Origin of the sequence: Taibaiella sp. KBW10 (genome assembly GCF_003852495.1) — a bacterium.
In the GTDB taxonomy this organism is placed as follows: Bacteria; Bacteroidota; Bacteroidia; order Chitinophagales; family Chitinophagaceae; genus Edaphocola.
In genome coordinates this window covers 656,644-669,072 of record NZ_QAJI01000004.1, presented here as the reverse complement: position 1 = coordinate 669,072, position 12,429 = coordinate 656,644, and the positions used below count along the sequence as shown (strand labels likewise).

General features: G+C 41.4%; 8 protein-coding genes. 6 read left to right on the top strand and 2 right to left on the bottom strand.

The features are described 5' to 3' along the window. The first annotated feature begins 1,002 nt into the window (after nt 1–1,002). The 3 genes from DBR32_RS10555 (at nt 1,003) to DBR32_RS10545 (ending at nt 4,606) form a co-directional block, all read left to right on the top strand. Complete coding sequence (locus DBR32_RS10555) at nt 1,003–1,854, top strand: hypothetical protein (RefSeq protein WP_124636276.1); 852 nt, start codon at nt 1,003–1,005, stop codon at nt 1,852–1,854. Beyond that, nucleotides 1,803–4,280, top strand: a complete 2,478-nt coding sequence (locus tag DBR32_RS10550) for an SdrD B-like domain-containing protein (protein ID WP_124636275.1) — start codon at nt 1,803–1,805, stop codon at nt 4,278–4,280. Before DBR32_RS10555 ends, DBR32_RS10550 begins: the two co-directional genes overlap by 52 nt. A 110-nt stretch (nt 4,281–4,390) precedes the next feature. Continuing rightward, complete coding sequence (locus tag DBR32_RS10545; protein WP_124636274.1) at nt 4,391–4,606, top strand: hypothetical protein; 216 nt, start codon at nt 4,391–4,393, stop codon at nt 4,604–4,606. Between the two features lie 373 nt (nt 4,607–4,979). Here DBR32_RS10545 and DBR32_RS10540 read toward each other — a convergent pair whose 3' ends face one another. Continuing rightward, the gene (locus tag DBR32_RS10540) at nt 4,980–5,621 is read right to left on the bottom strand and encodes a TetR/AcrR family transcriptional regulator (RefSeq protein WP_124636273.1); all 642 of its coding nucleotides are present in this window, start codon (nt 5,619–5,621) and stop codon (nt 4,980–4,982) included. Between the two features lie 105 nt (nt 5,622–5,726). On the opposite strand from DBR32_RS10540, the gene DBR32_RS10535 reads away from it, so the two are divergent. Continuing rightward, nucleotides 5,727–6,770 carry a T9SS type A sorting domain-containing protein gene (locus tag DBR32_RS10535; protein WP_124636272.1) on the top strand — a complete coding sequence of 348 codons (1,044 nt, stop codon included), beginning with the start codon at nt 5,727–5,729 and terminating at the stop codon, nt 6,768–6,770. Between the two features lie 42 nt (nt 6,771–6,812). Then, nucleotides 6,813–8,030, top strand: a complete 1,218-nt coding sequence (locus DBR32_RS10530; RefSeq protein WP_124636271.1) for a transglutaminase domain-containing protein — start codon at nt 6,813–6,815, stop codon at nt 8,028–8,030. Nucleotides 8,031–8,336: 306 nt separating this feature from the next. Here DBR32_RS10530 and DBR32_RS10525 read toward each other — a convergent pair whose 3' ends face one another. Beyond that, nucleotides 8,337–10,886, bottom strand: a complete 2,550-nt coding sequence (locus DBR32_RS10525) for a T9SS type A sorting domain-containing protein (RefSeq protein WP_158605956.1) — start codon at nt 10,884–10,886, stop codon at nt 8,337–8,339. Between the two features lie 397 nt (nt 10,887–11,283). Here DBR32_RS10525 and DBR32_RS10520 point away from each other — a divergent pair, with 397 nt between their 5' ends. Further along, nucleotides 11,284–12,423 (top strand): efflux RND transporter periplasmic adaptor subunit, encoded by a 1,140-nt coding sequence (locus tag DBR32_RS10520; RefSeq protein ID WP_124636269.1) that lies wholly within the window; start codon nt 11,284–11,286, stop codon nt 12,421–12,423. Nucleotides 12,424–12,429: the final 6 nt, after the last annotated feature.

Genomic DNA, 12,429 nt, shown 5'->3' with positions numbered 1-12,429 from the left:
TATCAAGAAAATGTACAAAGTCTTACAGGTAAACAATAAAACGGAAGCCATCGCCAAGTATATCAGGGGTGAAATAAAATGACAGAACAGAACCTCATATTACACCTTATCTCTATTATCATGCCTTGAGTATATCCTATTATATTTTGCTTAAGTATATGCTGTGCAAAAGCCCGGCAACAATCTATTTATCGGGAAAAGTGAACTGTTACGTTATACCATAGATACGGAAAGTCAGCAAACACTTAATGATATCAATATTATGAGTAGAGCAGCCATCGAAACCACGAGAGATATTGTATAGCCTATGGACAACGCTTAATACTCCCTGGTAATAGATTATACAGATTTTTTTATCCGGTCTTTTATATTTGAAGAACACAGAATTGTTCTATTACGGATAAGCCATATTGCGGGAAACCGGAAAGTAGGATTGCCTACTTTTCTGTATCCGAGATTTTTATAATCTAATTGTTTTACGCCTACTTTTTTCGTAGCTACTTAGTCTTATCCTCTTTTTTCCTTACATTTTGCCGGCTCATCAATACGTTAGAGATAATGTTTCGATTTGTTTTATGGAAATACATAGACTATGGATATGATATTGAGGTTTTTATACTTATTTGTTAAAATCATGTTTAGTTAAAAATATCACCCNNGGGTGATATTTTTAACTAAACAATAACCTAATTTTGTTTTTGCTATTGACTTATTAACTTTGGTTAATTAAATATGTGCTCCTTAAATCGATTATAAATATAAGAATACTAAGAGGTTAAATTCAATAAAGCGATCATGCCGGCGTGTAGAATTAAAAACCTTCTGAAGTATATCAAAAAAAGATAATGTTTGTGTTTTGCAGAGTATTACAAATCTCTTTTGTTAAAACTCAAGAACAAGAATTTAAGGCGCAACGGTTTTGACCTAATCAAATTTGTAGTAACAAAAGCATTTTTATTTTATTAACATAAACGGTCATAAGCCGTATAAATTTAAGAAATTATGAAAGAAAACGCACTTTCCGACTTAAAATTTATTGAAATAAGTACCTGTCTTTCGATCAAGAAAAATAACGCAAAGCACTGGACCAAAAGACTGCTTGTATTCCTGGCACTCTCTTTAGCATTAAATCCGGCACGGGCACAAAGCCCTTGTACTTCCGGGCTAGTTTATGCTACGAACTTCTGGTCACAAGGATCAGCCGGTCAAGGGAGGGGCTTATTTTTGATCGACCCTGTTACCGAAGCGGCTACCTTGGTAGAGGTAAATTTATTTGGTGGTGGTGCAGCCTTGGCTGCAGGAGGTGTTACAGAAACGAGTGCCATTGCCCTGGATATAGATCATAACGTAATATGGTTTGTCAGTTATCTGGGAAGAATTTTTTCCTATAATTTGAATAACAACACGCATGGTACTACAAGCGCCGGTTTTGCGGGCAATTCCGGAAACACTAATAAAGGAGCTTATAATCCGGTTGACAAAAATGTTTATTTCCATGAGTCCTTCAACAATCATTTGTTCCGTTTTAACCCGGCTACACCTACCGTAGATGCGGTTGACCTTGGGCAGCTTTCCGTACCTGGTTATAGTGCCAGTCTAGACTTTAGAGGAGGAGACATCGCTTTTGACGGCTTAGGTAATTTAACCGGTTTTTTTGCAACGGCCAATATAATAGCCGCTTTTCCGGCTCAATATGACGCCAATGGCAATTATACAGGCTTGTCTTTAACCGGGCAGAAAATTTTGGATGTGTTGCTGTTCAGCCAAGTGCTGCAGCCTTCTTACCAGATGGGAATTATCTGGTGGGCGATCAAAGATCAACTGCCTCAGGTGGAACAGGAACGATCAATGTAAACAGTAATACGGGTGTACAAACCGATTTAAGTACGACTAACAATTTCTCAGCTTCTGATTTTACCTCATGTGCTGCTCCAAGCCCCAATCTAACTTTAAGTATGACGGCTACTTCAAGTTGTACGGGCAACACTACCAATTTTCAATATACCATTAAGGTTAAAAATACCGGACTCTTCCACGCGCTCAACACTTCCGTTAGTGAGACTTTGCCGGCAGGCATTACCCTGGTATCGGGTACACTTAATGGTGCTCCTATAGCTGGCCTTACTGCTGCTACACTGGCCTCAGGTATCCCCTTAAAATCGACCAACGCAGTTACGGATGGCCAGATTTTTAAAGGAGATAGTGCTACGATTGTTTTGAACTGTACCGCACCCTCTGCGAGTGCCACATATACAGCTCAGGCCTTTTTGCGCTACAATGGGATAGAATCGCTTAATTTAACGAATGATCGTATTCCTTCTAATGATCCGACTACAGCTACTGTTAATGATGCAACAAGCCTTACTACCGTAGACTGTTTTATTATTGATGGTACCGTATTCAATGATAATAACGGTACCTCAGGAGGTGCCGATGGTTCTCCACTTGCCGGGGTAACGGTTACCTTGTATGCCAACGATGGTATTACGGCAATCGCTACCAGCGTTACAGATGCCAGCGGGCACTACAGTTTCCCGGGTTTGGTACACGGAGATTATATCGTAGGGGTAACATTGCCTACCGGTTATCGTAATGTAAGCTCAACCGATATCACACCCACAAACGGACAAACCGCTGTAACGATTGGAAACCTTTCTGTAAATGGTGTTAATTTTGGGCTGAACCTGCCGCCAACCCCTGTGAATGACACCCTTAGTACACAGATTCCGGGTACTGTAGCCACTGTTCCCAATATTCTAAGCAATGATACGGATCCTAATGGGGGTACCTTATCTACAGATAGTATTACTTTAATCGCACCTCCGGGCGCTACCAATATAATAACCGACACGCAGGGCGATGTGACTGGCTTTACGGTACCGGGAGAAGGTGTCTGGTCGCTGAATAGTAGCAATGGAACGGTAACATTCAGCCCACAGACAGGCTTTACCGACGATCCTACTCCCATCAGCTATACCGTAACCGATATTGCAGGACTATCCAGTCCTTCAGCAACTATTACGATAGATTACAATCCACCCGTTGTGGTAAGTGGTACCGTATTTAATGATGCGAATGGTGGTACGATTGACGGTACGCCAACCAATGCAGGTGGTCTAAACGCAATCCTTGTTAATGCGGCAGGAGATGTGGTGGCTACCGTGCCGGTAAATGCTTTGGGTGAATATACATTCTCTAAAGTAATTCCGGGCAATTTTAGCGTAAGATTAAGTACAGTAACGGGCACCGTAGGACAGCCCGCACCCGCAGCGTCATTACCTGCCAATTGGACCAATACTGCTGAAGGAACAACTGCTACGGGAGACAATACAGTAGATGGCAGTATATCCCTAACTGTTAGTAATACGCCATTAAGCAATGTAAACTTTGGTATTGAGCGTTTACCCGAATCTTACCCTGTGAATTATAGTCCTACCGGCGCACCCACATTGACTATCCTTAATGCACAACCCTTACAGGGCAGCGATCCTGAGGATCAGCTTACACAAGGGTCCTGGAGCGGAAAATCACTAGTCATCGATACTTTACCGACCAATGGGTATATTTTACGTTATAATGGCGTAGCGGTTACTGCCGGTACACCCATACCGAATTATAATCCAGCTTTATTAACCATCGCTCCCGGCGCAACCTCGGCGGGTACCGGAACCACCACCTTTAAATATGCTACTATAGATGCCGCCGGCAAAAAAGACCCTACGCCCGCAGCCTACACCGTAACCTGGAGTATTCCTTTACCCGCACAACTGTTGACGTTTACCGGCAGCGCCTCTAAAGATTGTGGTTTTATACTGGATTGGACGAGCGGAAAAGAAGAACAGTTAAGCCATTTTGCAGTAGAGCGCAGCAAAGACGGAATGGTGTTTGAAACAATTGCTACGGTGACGCCTACAGGCAGCAACAGTACTTACCATTATACCGATAATCAGGTAAAAGGCAGGATGCAATATTATCGTTTACGCATTGTAGATGTTGACCACAAAGAGGCCTATAGCAAAGTATTGTCCCTGAGTAATGAATGCGGGCATACACTAAGCATTTATCCTAATCCCGTACAGGATAAGGTAAGGATTGAAGGCTTAACGGCAGCACAAACACTGGTACAAATCTTTAATGCCGAAGGCAGACTGATGGTTGAGCAGACAGTTAAAGCAACAAGTACGGAATTAAATATTGCTGATCTGGCTGATGGCGTATATCATTTTGTGATTACTTCAGATGGCCGATCACAAACAATGAAAGTGATCAAAAGAAAATAAGGTATCTCTTAACTTTTGATATAAAAACAAATCCCCGGTTCTTCAACGAACCGGGGATTTATATTGATGAAGTAATGAGTATGTCCTTTGTATTTTTAAAACGTAAACCTATGAATCAGACAGAGACCATTTTATATGAATATGAGGCGTTTTTTAGGAAATTAATGGTACGTATTCTTTCAATAGATAGGAAGATCTTCCACAATCCGCTTAAAATTTTTCATAGTGAAGCAAAAGATGCGATTAGAGGGCGTTTAGCAATAGACCGAAAGAATATCAACTACTTTATCATTAAATCTAAATTGGCCGGGCTTAATAGCATTTAGGAAATAAATCAGATTGCAATGAGGTAGCCCTACATAGCCTAGTAAACATTGGGATTATATATGTTGGGTATAACCCATTTTATACGCCAAAAGCAAAAATAGAATTGATCTGATTGTCAGGTAAAGCGGTTACAGAACGCTCAATTCTAAGGATATAAAAATTAATTTTTTTACATCGAAAAAACCAGATTGGATTTTAAAACTTAAAAGGTATTATGATGAAGTGCTAAAGAAAACAATTTCGGATAAGTAGCGGGGACCTTAATCTGTAGATCAAAACCGCACACAACACCGCAAAGACATAGAAATTGTTTTGGTAAAATTTTAAAATAAGTTATGGTCACCGGCCGGATAGGCAACCAAACGGCTACAGTCAGAGATTACTTTTGCTTCTGCTGTATAGCAAATCCAACATCATTTCAATCGCGCTTTTGATGTCTTGTCTACCTTCCTCCGTAGTGAGGTCAATACCGCCAAATGTTTTTGCATTGATATCGGTATATAAGTTTAAATAGTATATTCCTGAAACCATTAAAGCCGCTGCCGCCCGGAATGCCCGTGCCTCAGTGCCAAAATGAGGATCGATAATTGTCGTTAATAATTGTTCCCCGATTTCCTCCCTTAATGCCGCTATTTTCTGCAACGATACCCGCTTTTCTGTGATGCCCCACAGGAGTATTTTCTGGAGTTCTTTATCCTCCTGAACCGCATCAAACTGGGATGTAAATATCCTTTTCAAAATATCAAGCCCGCCGTCGGTAATCCCGCTAGGTAACGCTTCCATCGACACATTACTCCAAAAGTCTTTGCTGCTTATATATGCTTCTATCAGTTGTTCCGTTCCTCCGAAATAATTGTAGATAAGCTTTTTGTCGAGCCCTGCAGTCGCTGCAATATCATTAACCTTAAGCGCAGCAAAGCCTTTCGTCTCCAAAATTGTGCCTACCGCATCCAGAAATCGCTGCTTGCTTTTTTCTTTATTGCGTTCTCTGGGTTGGGCTGTTTTCTTTTCCATGTCTGTCGCTAAGATAGGCGAATATACGATTGTATCAAAGTAAAAAAATTATAGTCACTAATTGGTGACTATTTTATATATTTGTCCTTAAATAAAAATTTAGATATGAAGAATTACGCAATTTTAGCTATTGTCTTTATGAGTCTTTTAAATATAGATGTTTATGGGCAAGGTAGTTCCGATTTGCCCAGATATCAATACAGCAAGCAACCAAATGCTGCTTATAATCCACTGACAACAGGTGCCATCCAGTTTGACCTGCCCGTTGATTGGGACGAGGAGGAATCGGATGCGGTAAATATGCCTTTTCCATTCTTCTATCAAAATGTACTTATCGGAAATATAAAAGCAAACGGAAATGGCAGTCTGATACTGAACGGCGCAATAAACCCCGATGCCGAGTTAGGCAATATTATTGGCTTGTCTATGGATTATGAATCAAAGAACAGGGGCAAGGTTCTTTACGAGACGACCGGCAGCAGCCCCAGCCGGATTTTTAAGGTCGAGTATCGCAACATTGGTTTATTTGATGATACCTTGAATGTGGACAGCCTGAATTATCAGATATGGCTGTATGAGGGATCGAATGCTATTGAGTATAGAGCAGGTTATAGCAATGTGCCCGATACTCAGTTCGCTCAAAACACTCAAGAGTTTTTCTCTCAGCAGAAAAAGGTACTGCATATAGGTCTGTTTCAAAATCGGGGAAATGTGCTATCAGAAAACCCGGACAGCATCTACTTTCAATGCGTAAAGAGCAATGATGTAGATTCATTGATTCATTTCCCCGAGATGATCATTTCAGGAAATGATAATGCATTTGTCAAGGGTTCTTATAAAAAATTCCCTGTTGAGGGTAGTGTATTCAGATTCACGCCGCGGGGGAGTACAACCAGCTTAGAAGGGCAAAAAACAGTGCTTAGTAAGATTTACCCTAATCCTTCCACTACCGGTAAATTCTTGGTATTATTAAAACATACGTCAAAATCAGACTATAATATCTACGACCTAAAAGGTAGTTGCGTAAGGGCCGGAACAGTTAAGGACAATAGGTTAGCACTCGACTTATCATCGTTAGCAAAAGGCCTGTATGTTTTAAATATTACCAATGATGGAAATACAGAATCTGTAAAGTTAGTTTACGAATAAAGCAGGCCGGCATTGCCTTAGGTATATAAACAGAGAACAAATATGAAATCTATAATTACACTTATAGCGACATTGCTTTTTGCATTCAATTCACCGGCACAAACGAGCTCGGCCAACTGGAATAAGTTCCAGGTAAAGCTTGCGGCCCTTGAAGAAAAGTATAATACCTATTACCCGGCTAAAGCATATCAAGAGACCGAGGTCGTATTAAACGATATCCTTTCAGCACTCGAGCATTCGGATCTATCCGTAGCAGAGCAGAAAGAATATGCATCGAATATCAGCATGATAAAAGCCAATGTGTATTATAATTTAGCTTGTATCCGCTCTTTACGCCATCAAAAAAAACAGGCAATAGCCGATTTTGGAAAAGCTATTGATTGGGGCTATACGGGATATCAGCATGCAAAAACGGATAGCGACCTGGATAATATCCGGACGGATAAAAAGTTTATCGCCTTTTTAAACCGGATAAAGCAATACGATATGCTCCACATATTGCAGCAATCCGGTAATTATGAAAAAGGTCGGAGTGATACATTACCTGCCTTCGTATATCAAACTGCAGATAATCATAACCTCAAAGAAGTCAGAAAATACTTCAACCTGGACTCTATTGCCGGTAATGGTGACGAAGTCTCAAAGCTGATAAACCTGATGCTCTTTGTTACCCGAAGCATTAAATATGATGGCAGCAACTGGGCCTTATGCGAGTTTGATGCGATAGATCTTTATAATTATCACAAGACCACCGGAAAGGGTATTAATTGCCGCCACAAGGCCATGGTATTGAATGAAATTTATCTGGCAATGGGCTTTAAATCACGCTATGTGACCTGTATGCCCAAAGATCAGGACGATCCGGATTGTCATGTCATCAACGTTGTCTATTCTGAAAAATTAAAGAAATGGGTTTGGATGGATGCTTCTCACGGCATTTACGTAAGTGATGAGCACCATAATTTGCTGAGCATAGAGGAAGTCCGGGAACGATTGAAAAATAACCTGGTGCTTAAGCTCAATAAAGAAACGGGAAAAACGAAGGAGTGGTATCTTGACTATTATATGGCTAAAAACCTGTATTGGATACAATGTACGAACCTGAGTCAGTTCAATACAGAAAGCAGGTACAGGGCTGATGAGAAAGACCTTCAATATATAGCGCTGACGCCGGTAACATATAAGCAGGACAACCGCTACCTGAACGGCAATACGATTACACATGATCCTGCGTATTTCTGGCAAGCGCCGGAAAAATGATTAATCATGAACAAATAATTCCTAACCGCCGGATAAGTGCTGAAAAGGGCTCAACCCCTTAGGGAATGTCAAGAATAAAGTGATTTTCCTGTTGTTGGCAATCGAACCAGCTTGCATCGGGTATTTATCCCAAAGATTTTAATTCGGTTACTGTACAACGACAAAACCCTCTCCAGGAGAGGGTTTTGTCGTTGCACAGATAGTCTTACTCTTGATGAAAAACCAAACTAAAAAAGCGTTTTACTTTAAAAGAACCTTCATAGAGGCGTAAAAAAGAAAAGCACATCGCTATTAAAAGATGAAATCTTATTTTTTTACGATTTTTTGTTGATAAGTGATCTTTCCTGTAGTACGTATAGTTGCATGATACACTCCGGCGGGTAAGTCGCTTATATTAATTGTGGTCCTACTACTTTCTAAGATATAATGCAAGACCTCCTTACCGGTAATATCGGTGATGGTAAGTACGTCGCCATTATTATCTGCTTTTATGAACAATTGGCCCGTTGTAGGATTGGGATATATTTTGTCCATATTATTCAATGCTATTTTATTATTTTGAAAAGTATACGTTGATTTAGGTATCAGATATTCTGGTTCATAACGGCGTCCCTCATACTGTACCAGAAGTGCGCGGGCAATGGCACCGGCTTGCATTGCATCGGACTGCTCATATTCATAAACCGGCTTCTTGAGGATGTCCGGCATTTTTGACCAATCGCCTTCATTAAGGGCTAACCATCTCATCGTTTGATAAAGATCAGCTATATGCTTTATCTCCATTTGCTCTTCCGCTCCCACAGGATACTTATCGGCTATGTTATTCAATACAGAAATCGCTTCATCGTAACGGCCAAGACCCATGTAAGCTGAAGCCAGGTACAACTGGTATTGATAGCCTTGAGTGACCTGCTCATATACGAGTGCAATATGCTCCAGATTGCTCTGTTGGTCTGTCTGTCCCTTTGCGGACGGAAACTGATATTGCAATACCATATTATCGATTAATTGCGCCTGTGCTGTGAAGAGACCGTCCAGCTCGGCACGATCAGCATCATTATGTTTACCCTTGGCCTCAATTGTTGCAATCTTTTCTTCTATTGCAGATAATTTGTTTATAAAAAGAGCAAAAGGGAATGGCGTAGGAGGCGCGCCGGTATTATGTACCGGGCAAGTATTCGTATTCATATTGATAAGGCCACTAGACGGAATGTTCGTATAAACAGGTTGCTCAACTGCAGTCCCAAAATTATATCCATATCTGAATTGGCTAAGGTCATTCGTACTGGCATCAATAAAATAGCTAGGGTAGTTGAGGCCATTTGAGGGTTCTGCTCCATTATGAAAACGATTACCTGCCGATTGATTGAGTGCCGGTGATCCTCCCTCTATATATTGGAGTCGCGCCACACCATTCAGGGTTACTGATGGATCTTTCATAATTGTTACTTCATAACCCAAACCGGCCGGATAGCCCGAAGAAGTACCTGCACTGGCATATAGATCATTACACAAAATTTTCAGCCCTGTGGAATTGCCGGAATTAGTATTGCGGCCAATAGCCTGCACGCACATTACATTGGCGATACTGCGGCCGATGCTGTTCCGGTATATCTCATTGTAGGCCGTACCCGAGTTTTTAACGACAATGCCGGGAGGACCGTAGTCGCCAAATAAACGATTACCTTCTATACGGTAGCCGGTGCAATTATTGAGGAATAAATCAACATTCGCATATTGAGCAAAGTAATTGGTGCTAAAACTACAATCCATGACCCAAGGCATAAAACAGCCGCTCATATTAACACCATTCGGTGTATTGAAGTCTGTACCATAGATTAATGGTATTCGGTTCGTTTGCAAGCTATTGGTAATGGCAATACCGGTTCGCATACCATTGAACGAAGGCCTTACAGTTGCATAGGGTTGCATTTTGATACTGGAGTTTACGGCGACTACACCGGTACAAAGGGAGTCACAGCCATTGTACAAAGGCCAGCTATTCCCTTTGAATGTGCATGATAAGAATGTAATGTTATTACAGTTATCCAGATAAACCATATCCGGAGGTGGCGTACCGGGGTTGAAATCATTAGTATGCATAAAGGAGTCATATTGGAAAAAGGCCGCCGGATTGTATCCGCTTGTATTATCGGTAGGATCTGTAATGGGATCGCCTCTGAGCTCGTTATATAGGAGCAGGGAGCGTTTGTTATTTTTAAAGGTGGCGAATGCGGACCATACCCTTCCGCCGTTTGTTGTGCTGATCGCATAGTCTTTATCATAATTCCGAATGGCCACCTCTGCATAGGCTATCGTATTATAACTAATATTTTGAGGACCGGATGTAGCACCGCCTATAGTAATACGGCTTTCTTTATCCGTCGGATTGGGCCCCCGCATCATTTCTATACCCGACCAAAACAGGGTTGGTTTGGCATTTGCGATCAGCGAATTATGCTCTACCGAAAGAAATGCGCCGGCAACCGGCCCGCCGCGCAGAATAATACGCGTGTTGGCACCCATCCTTAAGATGCCCGAATCCAGCTTTAAGATAGCTTGATTCATAACCGTAACATTACCATTTACGACCGCTATACCACCGCCGATAATATTCAAGGTAGCATTGGGTTCAACAATGATATTGCCATAAAATGTGGCCGTAGCGCCACCGGTTATAGTAAGGGAAGCGCCCGCCTGAATAGTGCAGTTGCCGATACAATTATCAGGGCCCATTACCAGAGTGGCAATTGAAATATTATTGGGAATAATTGCATATAAGTCCAACGACAAGATTGTCAAACAACAGATAAGCAGCGTACGCCTGAGTTTTGAAATAAAATCTATTTTTTTCATTAAAAACAAATTATGTTGTGAACTGAATATATTAAGTGTAATTGCAATATACTCAATTTTGTGACTTATTTTTAAATGATAAATATTTATTTTGATTATGCACATACAGGAAACAAAATCATCTTGGTACATTTTGGTAACTTTTGCCGATATGCCAGTGGAAAAATATCCCTTCACCTGCATCACCTTGCAATTATAGTGCTGTTCTGCACCCCTTTGTACTATCCGGCACTTAGCAATAGCGCAGTTTACTTTCTTTTCGATGTCGGCTCGTAAACCTTAACGCCTCAATCCCACATTTCAAATTCGATTTTCGTCATTTCAATCAGATTGTCCGCCTGGTATAGGAACAGGCGTTCTAATTTTGGCGCTCATATATAGCCAAATGTAAAAACAGATGAAGCATTTCATAGAAAAAAAATCAAATTTATTATTCCTATTCTTTGTGGCTACACTATTGTTCCCTGCTTGTAAAAATACCCCAGACAATACCGCACATAAATCCGAAAATACCGAAGCGGAAATTTACACCCTGCAGCAGGAAGCCGCGGTAATGGAGCAATCTTTTCCCGCTAGTTTAGAAGGAAAAGTGAATGTGGATATTCGTCCCCAGATCGGTGGATATATAGACAAGATATTTATAGACGAAGGTGCATTCGTAAAGGCAGGGCAAGCCTTATTCCGAATCAATGCAAGCGTGTATCTGGAGCAGAAAAATACGGCCAGCGCAGCTTTGGCTATGGCGAAAGCACAGCTCGCCTCTGCCAAGCTGGAATTGGACAAATACAAAATCCTCAGCGAAAATAAAGTGGTAGGCGACTTTCAATACCAAAAAGCAAAAACCAATTATGATAATGCCAAAGCTTCCGTCCATCAGCAGCAGACAATGGTGGCCGCAGCCGATTTAAACCTGGGTTTTGCAATTGTAAAAGCACCCGTTAGCGGGTACATCGGCAGGATCCCTAACCGCATCGGTGCCTTGGTAAGTCCGACGGACGCACAGGCACTAACTACCTTGTCTCAAGTAGATGAGGTCTATGCCTACTTTTCCATTCCCGAAACCGAAATACTGAAGATAAATGCCACCCGGCCCGGAGCTACCTTGCTACAAAAACTTCAAAGTTTCGAGGACATTGTATTGATATTGGCAGACGGTAGCCCCTATGCTCGGCCAGGGCATATCAATATGATGGATGGACAATTTGATCGCAGCACCGGTTCGGTAACCCTGCGCGCATCTTTTCCTAATCCCCAAGGCCTTCTGAGGTCTGGTAATACCGGTCGTATTATAATGAAAAGTACCGAAACCGGTGTGTATAAGATACCGCTTATAGCCACATACGAATTGCAGGACAAAATTTTTGTCGGCTTACTGGATGGCAAAAACCGGATGCAACGTGTTGAACTGAAAAATTATACCAAATCGGGCGATTATTATCTTTTGAAAACCGGATTTAAACCCGGCGACCGGATTATCGCGAATGAACTGTCGGGCATTTCTGAAAATGCTTTGATCAAACCAAAAGCAGTTAAATAAAATAGG

Bases quoted from the DNA above. Each gene is read 5' to 3' on its own strand.
- DBR32_RS10525 (WP_158605956.1), bottom strand. From the start codon at position 10,886: ATGAAAAAAATAGATTTTATTTCAAAACTCAGGCGTACGCTGCTTATC.
- DBR32_RS10520 (WP_124636269.1), top strand. From the start codon at position 11,284: ATGAAGCATTTCATAGAAAAAAAATCAAATTTATTATTCCTATTCTTT.
- DBR32_RS10540 (WP_124636273.1), bottom strand. From the start codon at position 5,621: ATGGAAAAGAAAACAGCCCAACCCAGAGAACGCAATAAAGAAAAAAGC.
- DBR32_RS10555 (WP_124636276.1), top strand. From the start codon at position 1,003: ATGAAAGAAAACGCACTTTCCGACTTAAAATTTATTGAAATAAGTACC.
- DBR32_RS10545 (WP_124636274.1), top strand. From the start codon at position 4,391: ATGAATCAGACAGAGACCATTTTATATGAATATGAGGCGTTTTTTAGG.
- DBR32_RS10535 (WP_124636272.1), top strand. From the start codon at position 5,727: ATGAAGAATTACGCAATTTTAGCTATTGTCTTTATGAGTCTTTTAAAT.
- DBR32_RS10530 (WP_124636271.1), top strand. From the start codon at position 6,813: ATGAAATCTATAATTACACTTATAGCGACATTGCTTTTTGCATTCAAT.